Here is a 14,577-nt window from a genome sequence, read left to right as displayed (position 1 = left end):
TGCACGACGTTACGCCGCCCGCTTCTTGGCCGGCGCGCGCTTGGCTGCCGTTTTGGTGGCGGTTTTTGCGGCGGTTTTGGTGGCCGTCTTCGTGGCGGTCTTGCCCGTACCGGCCGCGCGCTTGGTGGCGGGCTTCTTGGCAGCCGTCTTGGCAGGCGCCTTCTTGGCCGGCGCTGCAGCCTTGGTCGGGCGCTCGCCTGCCAGCTTCGGCTTGGTGGTCCGGCGCTTGGCGGGCGTGACCTCTTCGGCCTCGTCTTCCTCGTCGTCGTAACCTTCGCTGGCCTTGGGCAGGCCACGCTTGCCCGTGCCGCCAAGTTCGATGCGCACAGGCTTGTCACCCCAGATTTCTTCGAGGTTGTAGTACTGGCGCAGTTGCGGCTGCATGATGTGGACCACGGCGTCGCCGCAGTCGACCAGCACCCATTCGCCCACGTCTTCGCCTTCCACGGCGATGATGTGGCCGCCGGCTTCCTTGACGGCGTCACGCACCGATGCGGCGAGGGCCTTCGTCTGGCGATTGGACGTGCCGCTGGCGATGACCGTGCGGTCGAACAGTTCGGTCAGGTGCGTCGTATTGAAGACCTTGATGTCTTGCGCCTTGACGTCTTCGAGCGCGTCGACGATCACGCGTTGTAGTTTGCGAATATCCATACTGAGTGAGAAGAACGTTTAAAGGGCGAGAAAAAAGGTCAAAAAAGGGCGTGAATGTGGTCAATCACGCGGTCAAGCACTGACCGTGCCGTTGGCGCGGCGGTACAGCGAATGCGATTGGATCAGGTCGGCCACGCCGGCGGGCAGGTCGGCGTCGCAGCGCGCGCCGGTGGCCAGCTGCTGGCGCAGGCGGGTGGATGACAGGTCGACGGCCAGGGTCTGGTCGATCCACATATGGCCGGCGGGTGCGCATTGTATCAATGCCGTGTCGCCGCGGCGCACATCGAGCTCGCGCTGTACCGGCACATGCAATGCCTGAAGGTCGAAACCCGGGCGTGTGGCGACGCACAGGTGGACGTATTCGAACAGGTCCTGCCAGCCGTGCCAGGTGTCCAGGCCGACGAGCTGGTCGGCGCCCATCAGCCATGCCATGGAGGTATCCGGGCCGTAGACGCCGCGCAATTCGCGCACGGTGTCGATGGTGTAGCTCGGGCCGTGGCGGTCGACTTCCATGCTGCTGACATGGACACGGGCGTGGCCTGCGCGTACCGAACGGGCGGCCAGCTCGGTCATCGCGAAGCGTAGCGGTGCCGGTGTGATGTCAGCCGCTTTCTGCCAGGACACGCCGGTCGGAATCCACAGCAGTTCATCGAGGTCGAGGCGGGCAATGCACAGTTCGGCCAGCGCAACGTGGCCGATATGCGGCGGATCGAACGTGCCGCCCAGCAAGCCAAGCCGGTAGGGGCGATCGAGATCGGGGCGCGCGAACGTGGGAAGCGTCATACCCAATCGCGCGCCGGCAGGAAATCGGTGTACAGCTCGGCCTCCGGGGAACCCGGTTCCGGCTGCCAGTCGTAGCGCCAGTTGGCCACCGGCGGCATCGACATCAGGATCGATTCCGCGCGACCGCCGCTTTGCAGGCCAAACAGCGTGCCGCGATCGAATACCAGGTTGAACTCGACATAGCGGCCGCGACGATAGGCCTGGAACGCGCGTTCGCGCTCACCGTAGGGTGTAGTGTGGCGCTGTTCGGCGATGGGCAGCCAGGCGGGCAGGAAGGCGTCGCCGACCGAGCGCATCATTTCGAAGCTGCGCTCAAAGCCCAGCTCCGCAAAGTCGTCAAAGAAAACGCCGCCGACGCCGCGCGCCTCCTTGCGGTGCTTCAGGTAGAAATAGTCGTCGCACCATTGCTTGAAGCGCGGATACAGCTCGTCGCCGTACGGGGCAAGGGCGCTTTGGCAGGTGCGGTGGAAATGCGAGGCGTCTTCGGTGAAGCCGTAGTAGGGCGTCAGATCCATGCCGCCGCCGAACCACCAAACGGGCTCGGCGTCTGGGCGCACGGCGACGAAGCAGCGCACGTTCATGTGCACCGTCGGCACGTAAGGGTTGCGGGGATGGAAGACGAGCGACACGCCCATCGCCTCGAAACCGCGCCCCGCCAGTTCGGGCCGGTTGGCCGTCGCCGACGGAGGCAGGGTGTCGCCCATCACGTGCGAAAAACCGACGCCGGCGCGCTCAAGCAGCGCGCCGCCTTCCAGAATGCGGGTGCGACCGCTGCCGCGCAGTCGCTCGGTGGGCGGCTTTTCCCACGCGTCGGTGACGAATGTGCCGCCGTCCAGCGCGCTGGCGGCAGTGGTGATGCGATCCTGCAGCTCCAGCAGGTAGGCGCGGACGGCTTGGGTATCCATGCGATCAGAAGGGGGCCGCCCGTCGAGGCGAGGGCCGAGTCATACGGTTGTCACCATTGTAGCGGGCGGGCCGCCGGGGCAAGTCGGGGATCACCCGGGGTGACGGATGCCGCGCCTGCCCCATGATGGGGCACCAGCGCGGCGTGCTGTCGCTCAATGGCGGATGGCGCGATGGCCGATATCGGTCCGGTACTGGGCGCCGTCAAAGTGGATCTGCTCGATGGCGTTGTATGCCGCGCGCTGGGCTGCCTTCACGGTATCTGCCAGGCCCACCACGCACAGCACCCGGCCGCCGTTGGTGGTCAGCACGCCGTCTTTGAGCGTGGTGCCTGCGTGGAAGGTGACGCTGTCTTCGGTTTCCTTCGGGATGCCGGTGATGACGTCGCCTTTGCGCGGTGTGTCCGGGTAATTGTGCGCGGCCATCACCACGCCCAGCGCGGTGCGGCGATCCCAGTCCAGCTCCATGCCGTCAAGCTTGCCGTCGATGGCGCGGTCGAGCACGTCGTACAGGTCGGTCTTCATGCGCGCCATGATCGGTTGCGTTTCCGGGTCGCCCATGCGGCAGTTGAATTCGAGCGTCTTGGGGTTGCCCTCGGCGTCGATCATCAGGCCGGCGTACAGGAAACCGGTGTACGGAATGCCGTCTTTTTCCATACCGCGGATGGTCGGCATGATGATCTCGCGCAGCGCGCGGGCGTGCAGCGTGGGTGTGACCACCGGCGCGGGCGAGTAGGCGCCCATGCCGCCCGTGTTGGGGCCGGCGTCGCCGTCGAGCAGGCGCTTGTGGTCTTGGCTGGTGGCCAGCGCGACGACGTTCTTGCCGTCGCACACGACGATGAAGCTCGCTTCTTCGCCGGTGAGGAATTCTTCGATCACCACACGCGCCCCGGCGTCACCGAGGCGGTTGTCGGCCAGCATCATGTCGATGGCGCTGTGTGCTTCTTCGGCCGTCATGGCCACGACTACGCCCTTGCCGGCAGCCAGGCCATCGGCCTTGATGACGATCGGGGCCCCTTCCTGGTCAACGTACGCATGTGCCTGCGCAGCATCGCCGAAGGTCTGGTACTTGGCGGTCGGAATGCCGTGGCGGTGCATGAACGCCTTGGCGAAATCCTTCGACGATTCGAGCTGCGCCGCGGCCTTGGTGGGCCCGAAGATGCGCAGGCCCTTGGCGCGGAACAGGTCGACGATACCGGCGGCCAGCGGTGCTTCCGGGCCGACCACCGTGAAGTGGATGCCTTCGCGCTCGGCAAAGGCGGCCAGCACTTCCGGATCCGTGATCGGGAGGTTCTGCAGGCGCTTGTCGAGCGCCGTGCCGCCGTTGCCGGGGGCCACATACACCACCTGTACCTTGGGCGAGCGTGCCAGCTTCCATGCCAGGGCGTGCTCTCGACCGCCCGAACCGACCACCATCACTTTCATGCTGTACCTACCTGAAATTGCAAATCCGATTCGAAATCTGGAAAACAAAAACGGCGATCGTGAGGTCGATCGCCGTTATGCGCGTGCCCGGGGCTTACTCCCCGATGACCGCGTTGGTGAAGACTTCCTGTACGTCGTCCAGGTTTTCCAGGACGTCGAGCAGCTTCTGCATCTTGACCGCGTCTTCGCCGGTGAACACGACTTCGGTCTGCGGCTTCATGATGACTTCGGCAAGTTCGGCCTTGAAGCCAGCGGCTTCCAGCGCGGTCTTGACCTTGGCGAAATCGTGGGGCGGGCAGATGACTTCGAGCGAGCCGTCGTCATGCGTGATGACGTCATCGGCGCCGGCTTCGAGCGCGGCGTCCATCAGCTTGTCTTCCGGCGTGCCGGGGGCGAAGATGAACTGGCCGATGTGGTCGAACAGAAACGCGACGGAGCCCGATGTGCCCATGTTGCCGCCGTACTTGTCGAACCCGTGACGGACTTCGGCCACGGTACGCGTGCGGTTGTCGGTCAGACAGTCGACGATCACGGCTGCGCCGTTGATGCCATAGCCTTCGTAGCGGATTTCTTCGTAGTTCGCGCCTTCCAGGCCGCCCACGCCGCGCTGGATCGCGCGGTTGATGTTGTCCTTCGGCATGTTCGCGTCGGTGGCCTTGTCCATGGCCAGGCGCAGGCGCGGGTTGGAGTCGGCATCGCCGCCGCCCAGGCGGGCCGCCACGGTGATTTCCTTGATCAGGCGCGTCCAAATCTTGCCGCGCTTGGCGTCGGCAGCGGCTTTTTTATGCTTGATATTGGCCCATTTGGAATGACCGGCCATGAAACTCTCCGAGCGGAATGCAGTGGAATCTGGCGCTCAGATGGCGGTTTGACGCCACCTGCACGCTCTATAATCGGTCGCAGATTTTAGCATGCTGCACACGCCCGCCGCCCCGTCCATCCGGTCGACTTGCCGGTGTGCCATCCCCTAGATTGATCCTCGTCGAAACGTCATGACCGATCCCATCCTGATTGCCAAGAACGCCAAAGCCGAGTTGGTGCTTTTGCCCCAGCTCGCGAACCGGCATGGCCTGATCACCGGCGCCACCGGCACTGGCAAGACCGTGACTCTCCAAACCATTGCCCAGGGCCTGTCGAAGATTGGCGTACCGGTCTTTCTGGCCGACGTGAAAGGTGATCTGACCGGCATCTCGCAGCCCGGCCAACCGAACGACAAGCTCAAGGCCCGCCTGCAGGAGCGCGGCCTGGAAGAGCCGCAATGGGCCGGTTGCCCTGTCACGTTGTGGGATGTGTATGGCGAACGCGGCCACCCCGTGCGCGCCACCATGTCCGACATGGGCCCGCTGATGCTCTCGCGCATGCTGGAGCTGAATGACATCCAGACCGGCGTGCTGAACCTCGTCTTCAAGATTGCGGACGACTCGGGCCTCGCGCTGCTCGACATGAAAGACCTGCGCGCGATGTTGCAGCACGTGGGCGAGCATGCGTCTGACTACACGAACAAGTACGGGAACATCTCGTCGGCCAGCATCGGCGCCATCCAGCGCAACCTGATCGCGCTGGAAGAGCAGGGCGCTGACCGGTTCTTCGGCGAGCCAATGCTCGACATCAACGACCTGATGCAGACGGTGCGCGGCCAGGGCGTGATCAACATCCTGGCAGCCGACAAGCTGCTCAATGCGCCCAAGTTGTATGCGACGTTCTTGTTGTGGATGCTCTCCGAACTGTTCGAGCATCTGCCGGAGGTGGGCGACGTAGACAAGCCAAAACTCGCCTTCTTCTTTGACGAGGCGCACCTGCTGTTCAACGATGCGCCGCCGTCCCTGCTGCAGAAGGTGGAGCAGGTGGTGCGATTGATCCGCTCGAAAGGTGTGGGCGTGTACTTCGTGACGCAGAACCCGGCCGACGTGCCGGATACGGTGCTCGGCCAGCTCGGCAACCGCGTGCAGCACGCGCTGCGGGCCTTCACGCCGCGCGACCAGAAGGCCGTGAAGGCGGCCGCGACAACGATGCGCGCAAATCCAGAATTCAGCATCGAAGAGGCCATCGGTGAGTTGGCCGTGGGCGAAGCGCTGATCTCCATGCTGGACGAAGGCGGCCGCCCGGAGGTCACGCAGCGTGCGTTTGTCGTCCCGCCGGCATCGCGCATCGGCCCGATCTCGGACGACGAGCGCCGCGCGCTGATGGCGAATTCGCTGGTGGCTGGCCGCTACGACACGGCAATCGACCGCGAATCGGCGTACGAGATCCTGAGCGGGCGTGTGGCAAAGGGCGGGCCGGCAGCTGCGCCCGCACCAGGCTCCATTGGTACGGATTTCGGCGCATCGTCGGGTTCAGCGCCAGCACCCGCACCCGCACCGGCGCAACAGGAGAGTGGTGGCTGGCTGGGCGATGTCGGCTCGATCCTTACGAAGGGTACGGGCCGCAGCGGCCGTGGCGATTCGATTGTCGAAACGTTGGCCAAGTCGACGATGCGCACCATCGGTTCCACCGTCGGGCGCGAAATCGTGCGCGGCGTGCTGGGCAGCATTCTCGGCGGGTCGAAGAAGCGCTGAGCGCATCCGAGGCACCAAAGACAACAGCCGGCATTGCCGGCTGTTTTTGCTTGCGCTGGGAGCGCGCAATCAGTTTTTCGTGCCGAACAGGCGGTCGCCCGCGTCGCCCAGGCCCGGGATGATGTAGGCGTTTTCATCCAGGTGCGAATCGAGCGATGCCACGAACAGCTTCACGCCCGGATGCGCCTGCTGGAACACATCCACGCCTTCGGGCGCCGCCACCAGCGCCAGGAAGAGGATGTTCTCATCGGGCACGCCGCGTTTCTTCATCACGTCGACCGCGTGGACGGCCGAGTAACCGGTGGCGACCATCGGATCGCACAGGATGAAGGTGCGGTCTTCCAGGTCGGGCAGCCGCACGAGGTATTCCACCGGGCGGTGCTGCTCATCGCGGTACACGCCGATGTGGCCGATGCGCGCCGACGGAATCAGTTCGACCAGGCCGTCGCTCATACCCACGCCCGCACGCAGCACCGGCACCACGGCCAGCTTGCGGCCGGCGATGACGGGCGCTTCCATCGGGCCCATCGGCGTGTCGATGTGGCGGCTGGTCAGCGGCAGGTTGCGGGTGATCTCGTAGCCCATCAGCAGCGTAATCTCACGCAGCAGCTCGCGGAACGTACGAGTCGACGTGTCCTTGTCGCGCATGTGCGTGAGCTTGTGCTGGATCAGCGGGTGGTTGAGGATGAACAGGTTCGGAAAGCGCGGATCTTGTTTCATGGCGGCAAGGGATTCTCAGATGGGGCGCATTGTACCGGCGCGCCCCCGTGCCGATTGGTGAGGCGCTCAGCGGCGCCCGCGCATCAGGATCACGTACACCACGGCCGAAATTGCCAGGCCCACGAACCACGCATACGTGTACAGCGCTTCGAACACGCCGGGCACGCTGGCGACGAACCCAGCCTGCTTGAAGAAGCCCGGCAGATTGGGCAGCACGCCGATGATGAGCGCGACGATGGCGCGGCCGTTCCAGCCGTTGCCGTAACCGTACGGGCCGTCCACGCGGAAAAGTTCACCGGTCTTGAGCACCGTGCGGCGCACCAGGAAGTAATCGACCATCATGATGCCGGCCACCGGGCCCAGCAGCGCGCCGTAACCGACCAGCCACGTGAAGATGTAGCCCTTGGTCGTTTCCAGGATCTTCCACGGCATCATCGCCAGGCCGATGCCCGCCGTGATGTAGCCGCCGATGCGGAACGAGATGCGATGCGGCGCCAGGTTTGAAAAGTCATACGCCGGCGATACGACGTTGGCGGCGATGTTCGTCATCAGGGTGGCGGTGATCAGCGCCAGCAGGGCCACGATGACCGACGGGCCCGTCATCTTGCCGGCCAGCGTAACCGGATCCCAGATGGCCTGGCCGTAGATGACCACCGTGGACGACGTGACGAGCACCGCCACCAGCGCCAGCAGCCCCATCGGCAGCGGCAGGCCGATCGCCTGGCCGACGAGCTGGTCGCGCTGGCTGCGTGCGAAGCGGGTGAAGTCGGGAATGTTCAGCGCCAGCGTGGCCCAGTAGCCGACCATGGCGGTGAGGGACGGCCAGAAGAAGCCCCAGAACTCGCCGGCGCGCTTACCGCCGGCAGAAAACGCCGACGGCGCCGAGAGCATCGGGCCAAAGCCGCCCGCATTGGTATACGCCCACCAGACCAGGCCGAGTGCCGCCAGGATCAGCAGCGGGGTGGCAAGCGCCTGAAAGCGCTTGATCGATTCGAGACCCTTGGTGATCAGCCAGATGTGCAGCGCCCAGAACAGCAGGAAGCAGAATCCCTGGCCCGGGTTGATGCCCAGCCCCGGAATATTGCTGCCGACCAGCATGTTGTCCGTGACGACGTTGAGGATCGTGTAGATCGCCTGGCTGCCCAGCCACGTCTGGATGCCGAACCAGCCGCACGCCACGATGGCCCGCAGAATGGCCGGCAACTGCGCACCGCGCACGCCGAACGAGGCCCGCACCAGCACAGGGAAGGGAATCCCGTACTTGGTACCCGCGTGCCCCACCAGCACCATCGGCACGAGCACGATCAAGTTCCCGAGAAACACCGTCAGCACAGCCTGCCACCAGTTCATGCCCTCGCTCATCAGGCCCGAAGCCAGCATGTAGGCCGGCACCGACACCACCATCGACACCCACAGCGCGGCGTAGTTGGTGGCCGTCCAGGTGCGGGCGGCGGGCGGGGTCGGGTTGAGGTCTTCGTTCCAGAGGGTCGGGTCGGGTGCTCCGGCGGCGTCCGCAGAGAATGCGGCAGAGGTGGTTTGGCTCATGTCGATGTGGGATCCGTTGTCGTTGTAGGTGTTCGGAATGCAGGCGCGATTGTACGGCGGTCGCTGCCGCCACAAGCGAAACCTGTGCCACGCGCACTGCACCCCCGCGCCGGAACGTTTTGTTGAATTCCAATACAATCGACAGCGCTCTCCAACGCCGCCCGCATCTCTCCCGCACCCCCGCTGTGACCCCCGCGTCCTCTGCGTCTTCCACGCCCGCAAGAACCACCGACACCGGTGGCCTGCTGCTCGCCTCGGCGGGCGCCGTGCTGTTTTCCGCCAAGGCCATCGTCGCCAAGCTGATGTACCGCTATCAGGTGGACGCCGTCATGGTCATCACCCTGCGCATGCTGCTGGCCGCGCCGCTGTTCATGGCGATGGGATGGTGGCAGTCGCGCCGTGCGGAGCCCCTGGCTGTGCCGGACCGCTGGCGCATCGTCGGCTTGGGGCTCATCGGCTATTACCTCTCCAGCTTTCTCGACTTCCTCGGCCTGCAGTACATCACGGCCGGGCTGGAGCGGCTGATCCTGTTTCTGACGCCGTCGTTTGTGCTGCTGATCACGTCAACGGTATTCAAGCGGCGCATTACCGGCTTGCAATGGATGTCGCTGGCGCTGGCCTATGCCGGCATCGTGCTGGTCTTCGCGCACGACCTGAATCTGGGCGGCAACAACGTCTGGCTGGGCGGCGGTTTGGTGCTCGCCAGCGCCATCAGCTACGGTATCTATCTGCTGGCCAGCGGCGAACTGGTCAAGCGCGTGGGCTCGATGCGGCTGGTTGCCTATGCGATGTGCGTGTCAACCGTGGCCTGTATCGTCCAGTTTCTGGTGCTGCGGCCGGTTTCGACGCTGGTGCTGCCCTGGCAGGTATATGGGCTGTCGGCCATCAATTCGGTGTTCTGTACCGTGGCGCCGGTCACGATGACGATGATGGCGGTGGCGCGCGTAGGTGCGCCGGTGGCGTCGCAGGCGGGCATGATCGGGCCGGTGTCGACGCTGCTGTTGGGCTGGTGGCTGCTGGGCGAGCCGATCACGATTTGGCAGATCGCCGGCAGTGCGTTGGTGCTTGCCGGGATGGCGCTGCTGTCACGCCGTCGCGGCTGACTGGCGGCCGATCGAAATAATCCAAATAACAACCACAAGGAGTCAGACAGATGGACTTGGGCCTGAAAGGCAAGCGGGCGCTGGTGTGCGGCGCAAGCAAGGGATTGGGCTTTGCGTGCGCCGACGCGCTGGCCGCTGAAGGCGTGGATGTGGTGATCGTCGCGCGCGGTGCCGAAGCGTTGTCGGCAGCCGCCGAGCGCATCCGCACGGCGCACGGCGTGCGCGTGGAAGCCGTGGCCACCGACATCACCACACCGGAAGGCCGCGCCGAAGCGCTGCTTGCTTGCGAGCGCCTGGGCGGCTCGCCCGACATCCTTGTCAACAACGCGGGCGGCCCGCCGCCGGGCAACTTCCGCGATTGGGACCGCGACGCATGGAATGCCGCGCTCAACGCCAACATGCTCACGCCCATCGACCTCATCAAAGCCACCGTCGACAAGATGATCGAGCGTCGCTGGGGCCGCATCGTCAACATCACCAGCGGGGCGGTGAAGGCGCCGATCGACGTGCTGGGTTTGTCCAACGGCGCGCGCTCTGGCCTGACGGGCTTCGTGGCCGGCCTGGCGCGTGAAGTCGCCAAGCATGGCGTAACGATCAACAATCTGTTGCCGGGGCAGTTTGAGACCGACCGCCTGACCAAGACGCTGGAGGCAGGCGCCAAGGCCGCCGGCATCAGCGCAGAAGAAAATTTCGCCCGCAAGCGGCAGGGCAATCCCACTCGACGCTTCGGCCAACCGGCCGAGTTTGGCGCCGTGTGTGCCTTCCTCTGCAGCCAGCATGCCGGCTACCTGAATGCGCAAAACATCCTCTTGGATGGCGGCAGCTTTCCTGGCACCTTCTAAGCCAATCACGATGACCACTCTTACGCCCGAAAGCGCAGTCCGCAAACGCCGTGTCGCACTGATCGCACACGACCACAAAAAAGATGACATGGTCGCTTTCGCCCAAACGCACCAGGCCTTCCTGTCGCAATGCGACCTGCTGGCGACCGGCACCACCGGCGGCCGCCTGGAGAAGGAAGTCGGCCTGACCGTGCAGCGCATGCTGTCCGGCCCGTGGGGCGGCGACCTGCAGATTGGAGCGCAGTTGGCCGAAGGCCGTGTCGACGCCGTCATCTTCCTGCGCGACCCGATGACGCCGCAGCCGCACGAACCCGACATCAACGCGCTGGTCCGCGCCTGCGACGTCCACAACATTCCCTGCGCCACCAACCTCGCAACCGCCGACCTGGTGATGTCGGCCCTGCAACGGGTGGCGCCCGATCCGAAGGAGATCCACGCATGACACAAGCGAAAGCCATCCGCATCTTCGAGACCGGCGGTCCGGAAGTGATGCAGTACGTCGATGTCGATGTGCCCGCGCCCGGCCCCGGCGAGGTGACGGTCAAGCAGCACGCCATCGGCCTCAACTACATCGACGTCTATTTCCGCACCGGGCTGTATCCGCAGCCGCTGCCGGGCGGTATCGGCATGGAAGCCTCCGGGGTGGTGGAAGCGGTGGGCGAGGGCGTGACGCACGTCAAGCCTGGCGACCGCGTCGCCTATGCCGGCCGCCCCACCGGTGCCTATGCGGCGGTGCGAACCATGCCGGCCGACATTCTGGTGCGCCTGCCGGACACGATCGACTTTGAAACCGGCGCAGCCATGATGCTGCAGGGCATGACCGCGCAATACCTGCTGCGCGACAGCTACCGTGTGCAGCCGGGCGATACGGTGTTGTTCCATGCAGCCGCGGGCGGTGTGGGTTTGATTGCGTGCCAGTGGCTTAAGGCGCTCGGCGCTACCGTCATCGGCACCGTCGGCAGCGATGCCAAGGCTGAACTCGCCCGTGCGCACGGCTGCGATCACACCATCGTCTACACGCGCGAGAACTTCACCGAACGCGTGCGCGAAATCACTGGCGGCAAGGGCGTGCCGGTGGTCTACGACGGCATTGGAAAGGACACCTTCATGGGCTCGCTGGATTGCCTTGCACCGCGCGGGATGATGGTGATATACGGCAATGCATCGGGCCCGGTGCCCCCGTTTGACCTCAGCGTGCTGAGCGCAAAAGGCTCGCTCAAGATCACCCGCCCGACGCTGATGACCTATACGGCGCGACGCGAACTGCTGGTACCGATGGCGGCAGAGCTGTTTGATGTGGTGGGCAGCGGCAAGGTGAAAATCGAAATTCACCAACGCTATGACCTGCAGAACGCGGCGCAGGCGCACCGCGATCTGGAAGCGCGCAAGACGACCGGGTCGACGATCCTCTTGCCGTAAGGCAAGACGTTACCGCCCGGCGGGATTCACACGTCGGGCGGCCGCAAAGCGCGCATCCTGGCGCACGCGATCGGGCAGGGCGCGCAGCAGCATGTGCAGCGCGAACGGCACCAGCACGATATCGTCCACCCAGCCGATCACCGGGATGACATCCGGAATCAGGTCGATCGGCGATACCACATAGCCAACCAGCAGCAGCGCAGCCGGTGCGAGCCACCACGGTTTGTCCGGATGGCGCAATGCAAACCACAGCAGGCGCACATCGTTGCGCACCACGCTCCACAGGCGGAAGAGTCGTCCGAACATCGTGGGCTCCTTGATGAAAAGCCGGCGTCACATGAGAGCGTTTGACCGGCGAACCATCGTATCAGCTTGGGGAAATGGCCCGGTTTTCAAGATGAAAACCATCGTCCATGAAAAAAAAGCCGGCCCTCGCGCGAGGTGCCGGCTTTTGCCGAGACGGCTACGACTTAGCCCGGAATCTTGCCTTCCACGCCGTCGACGTAGAACTTGATGCCATGCAGGAAGCCGTCGTCGGCGACCTTGTCAGCGGGCAGGACTTCCTTGCCGGTGTTGTCCTTGAGCGGACCCTTCCAAATCGGTGCCGAGCCGTCGATGATGCCCTTCTTGCGGGTCTCGACCAGCGTCTTCACGTCTTCGGGCACCACGGCGTTGTACGCGCCGAGGTCGATCGCGCCTTCCTTCAGGCCCCACCACACGGTTTCCGGCTTCCACTTGTTTTCAAGTACGTCGCCGATGACCTTGGTGTAGTACACGCCCCATTTGTTGATCGAGGCGGCCAGGTGGGCCTTCTCGCCAAACTTGGTCATGTCGCTGTCCCAGCCGATGGCGTAGACGCCTTTCTCTTGCGCGGTTTGCACGACTGCGGCGGAGTCGGTGTTCTGCATCAGCACGTCAACGCCCTGGCCGATGAGGGTGGTGGCCGCTTCGCGCTCCTTGCCCGGATCGAACCACTTGTTGACCCACACCACGCGGGTGGTGGCCTTTGGGTTGACGCTGCGTGCGCCCAGCGTGAACGAATCGATGTTGCGGATCACCTCGGGGATGGGCACCGATCCCACCACGCCCAGCTTGCCCGACTTGCTCATCTTGCCGGCCACCACACCTGCCAGATATGCGCCTTCATACGTGCGAACGTCGTACTGGCCGAGGTTGTCAGCAGTCTTGAATCCCGTGGCGTGCTCGAACTTCACGTCCGGGAATTCCTTGGCAACCTTGAGCATCGATTCCATGAAACCGAAGCTCGTACCGAAGATGACCTTGTTGCCTTGCGTGGCCAGGTCGCGGAACACGCGTTCGGCATCCGCGGCGCTTTCGGGCACGCTTTCGACGAAGCTGGTCTTCACCTTGTCGCCGAACTTGGCTTCGACTTCCTTGCGGCCGTCATCGTGGGCGTGGGTCCAGCCTGCGTCGCCCACGGGGCCCACGTAGACGAAGGCGATCTTCAGCGGCTCATTGGCCGGAGCCGGTGCGGCTGCGGCTGGGGCCGAGGACGCGGCCGGCGCGGCGTTGCCGCCAGCGTTGTCGTTGGACTTGCCGCAACCCCAGAGGGTCAGGGCAGCGCCGGCGGCCAGAGCGGCCAGCGTGATCCTGCGGGTAACGTTCATCGATTTCTCCTGTTGTGTGGCTCGTTGACTGTATTGAAGCTTGAAGCAAAAGACGGGAATGCAGAAGGCTCAGGCCGCAGTTTAGGCAGCCCCCGGGCGGAACGGCTTGCCCAGCGATGCGGGCATGTTCAGACGAATCCAATCCGGATTGCGCGAGATGATGGCGAGCACGACGATGGTTGCGGCAAACGGTGCCATCGACAGAATCTGCGACGGTACCGACACGCCCATCCCTTGCAGGTGAAATTGCAGGATCGTCACGCCGCCAAACAGCAGCGCACCGAACAGGATGCGCAGCGGGCGCCAGGTGGCGAAGGTGGTCAGGGCCAGGGCAATCCAGCCGCGTCCGGCGACCATGTTTTCGACCCACATTGGCGTGTAGACCAGCGAAAGATATGCGCCGGCCAGCCCGCAGCATGCGCCGCCGAACAACAGCGCGCCAAAGCGGATGGTGCGCACCGGGTAGCCGAGCGCGTGAGCCGATTCCGGCGATTCGCCAATGGCGCGCAGCGTGAGGCCCGCGCGCGTCTTGAACAGAAACCAGGCAATCGCGCCGCACAGCAGCAGGCTGAAATAGACCATCCAGTGGTGCGCAAACAGGGCGGGGCCCACGACCGGAATCGACTCCAGCCCCGGGATTCCGTGCGCCTGCGCCGGCAGCGACATGCCCACAAAGCGCTGCCCCATGAAGGCGGACAGTCCGGTGCCGAAGATCGACAAGGCGAGGCCCGTGGCGACCTGGTTCGTGACGAGCACCAGCGCTAGCCAGGCGAAGAGGGCCGCCATCACCATGCCTGCAATCGCACCGGCAGCAAAGCCAAGCAGCGGAATCTGCGTCTGGTAGCCGACCATGAAACCAACCACGGCGGCCACCAGCATCATGCCTTCCGCGCCGAGGTTGAGCACGCCGGAGCGCTCGTTCATCAAGAGGCCCAAGGCGGCCAGCAACAGCGGGGTGCCGGCGTTGATCGACGCGGCGATCAGGGGGGCGAGACTTTCCATGT

The 14,577-nt window shown here is 64.7% G+C and carries 15 protein-coding genes; 5 read left to right on the top strand and 10 right to left on the bottom strand.

Annotation, left to right across the window (positions count from 1 at the left end):
* Positions 1–9: 9 nt before the first annotated feature.
* The 5 genes from rsfS to N5B55_RS10625 all read right to left on the bottom strand — a co-directional run bounded on the left by rsfS (position 10) and on the right by N5B55_RS10625 (position 4,581).
* Positions 10–651, bottom strand: coding sequence for a ribosome silencing factor (gene rsfS, locus N5B55_RS10645; RefSeq protein ID WP_027680942.1), 642 nt, complete (start codon positions 649–651; stop codon positions 10–12).
* A 72-nt stretch (positions 652–723) separates the two neighbouring features.
* Entirely contained in the window at positions 724–1,434 is a 711-nt protein-coding gene (locus N5B55_RS10640) for a nicotinate-nucleotide adenylyltransferase (protein WP_304538150.1), read from the bottom strand.
* Positions 1,431–2,339 (bottom strand): oxygen-dependent coproporphyrinogen oxidase, encoded by a 909-nt coding sequence (gene hemF, locus N5B55_RS10635; protein WP_304538149.1) that lies wholly within the window; start codon positions 2,337–2,339, stop codon positions 1,431–1,433. Before hemF ends, N5B55_RS10640 begins: the two co-directional genes overlap by 4 nt.
* A gap of 153 nt (positions 2,340–2,492) precedes the next feature.
* Complete coding sequence (gene purD, locus N5B55_RS10630; protein WP_304538148.1) at positions 2,493–3,761, bottom strand: phosphoribosylamine--glycine ligase; 1,269 nt, start codon at positions 3,759–3,761, stop codon at positions 2,493–2,495.
* A gap of 94 nt (positions 3,762–3,855) precedes the next feature.
* A complete protein-coding gene (locus N5B55_RS10625; protein ID WP_004631018.1) occupies positions 3,856–4,581 on the bottom strand; it encodes a YebC/PmpR family DNA-binding transcriptional regulator in 726 nt (241 codons plus the stop codon).
* A gap of 172 nt (positions 4,582–4,753) precedes the next feature.
* Here N5B55_RS10625 and N5B55_RS10620 point away from each other — a divergent pair, with 172 nt between their 5' ends.
* Complete coding sequence (locus tag N5B55_RS10620) at positions 4,754–6,316, top strand: helicase HerA-like C-terminal domain-containing protein (protein WP_304538147.1); 1,563 nt, start codon at positions 4,754–4,756, stop codon at positions 6,314–6,316.
* A gap of 69 nt (positions 6,317–6,385) precedes the next feature.
* Here N5B55_RS10620 and upp read toward each other — a convergent pair whose 3' ends face one another.
* Positions 6,386–7,036, bottom strand: a complete 651-nt coding sequence (upp, locus tag N5B55_RS10615) for a uracil phosphoribosyltransferase (RefSeq protein WP_304538146.1) — start codon at positions 7,034–7,036, stop codon at positions 6,386–6,388.
* A 66-nt stretch (positions 7,037–7,102) separates the two neighbouring features.
* Positions 7,103–8,581: an NCS1 family nucleobase:cation symporter-1 gene (locus N5B55_RS10610; RefSeq protein ID WP_304538145.1), complete on the bottom strand. Its 1,479-nt coding sequence runs from the start codon at positions 8,579–8,581 to the stop codon at positions 7,103–7,105.
* Between the two features lie 185 nt (positions 8,582–8,766).
* Here N5B55_RS10610 and N5B55_RS10605 point away from each other — a divergent pair, with 185 nt between their 5' ends.
* The 4 genes from N5B55_RS10605 to N5B55_RS10590 are packed head-to-tail and all read left to right on the top strand — an operon-like array spanning position 8,767 to position 11,945.
* Positions 8,767–9,684 carry a DMT family transporter gene (locus tag N5B55_RS10605; protein WP_304539782.1) on the top strand — a complete coding sequence of 306 codons (918 nt, stop codon included), beginning with the start codon at positions 8,767–8,769 and terminating at the stop codon, positions 9,682–9,684.
* Between the two features lie 50 nt (positions 9,685–9,734).
* The gene (locus N5B55_RS10600) at positions 9,735–10,526 is read left to right on the top strand and encodes an SDR family oxidoreductase (RefSeq protein WP_065858990.1); all 792 of its coding nucleotides are present in this window, start codon (positions 9,735–9,737) and stop codon (positions 10,524–10,526) included.
* A gap of 10 nt (positions 10,527–10,536) precedes the next feature.
* Positions 10,537–10,968 (top strand): methylglyoxal synthase, encoded by a 432-nt coding sequence (locus N5B55_RS10595; protein ID WP_012762384.1) that lies wholly within the window; start codon positions 10,537–10,539, stop codon positions 10,966–10,968.
* Positions 10,965–11,945 (top strand): quinone oxidoreductase family protein, encoded by a 981-nt coding sequence (locus N5B55_RS10590; RefSeq protein ID WP_304538144.1) that lies wholly within the window; start codon positions 10,965–10,967, stop codon positions 11,943–11,945. The genes N5B55_RS10595 and N5B55_RS10590 overlap by 4 nt, the downstream gene beginning before the upstream one ends.
* Positions 11,946–11,954: 9 nt before the next feature.
* Here N5B55_RS10590 and N5B55_RS10585 read toward each other — a convergent pair whose 3' ends face one another.
* The 3 genes from N5B55_RS10585 to N5B55_RS10575 form a co-directional block, all read right to left on the bottom strand.
* Positions 11,955–12,251 carry a YkvA family protein gene (locus N5B55_RS10585; protein ID WP_178960428.1) on the bottom strand — a complete coding sequence of 99 codons (297 nt, stop codon included), beginning with the start codon at positions 12,249–12,251 and terminating at the stop codon, positions 11,955–11,957.
* A 164-nt stretch (positions 12,252–12,415) separates the two neighbouring features.
* Positions 12,416–13,573 carry a BMP family ABC transporter substrate-binding protein gene (locus tag N5B55_RS10580; protein WP_154206550.1) on the bottom strand — a complete coding sequence of 386 codons (1,158 nt, stop codon included), beginning with the start codon at positions 13,571–13,573 and terminating at the stop codon, positions 12,416–12,418.
* An 81-nt stretch (positions 13,574–13,654) separates the two neighbouring features.
* Positions 13,655–14,575: an ABC transporter permease gene (locus tag N5B55_RS10575; RefSeq protein WP_037028457.1), complete on the bottom strand. Its 921-nt coding sequence runs from the start codon at positions 14,573–14,575 to the stop codon at positions 13,655–13,657.
* Between the last annotated feature and the right edge of the window lie 2 nt (positions 14,576–14,577).

Origin of the sequence: Ralstonia pickettii, from assembly GCF_030582395.1 — a bacterium.
GTDB lineage: Bacteria > Pseudomonadota > Gammaproteobacteria > Burkholderiales > Burkholderiaceae > Ralstonia > Ralstonia pickettii_D.
Note: the sequence above shows the minus strand (reverse complement) of the source record. Positions and strands in the feature narration are given on the sequence as shown.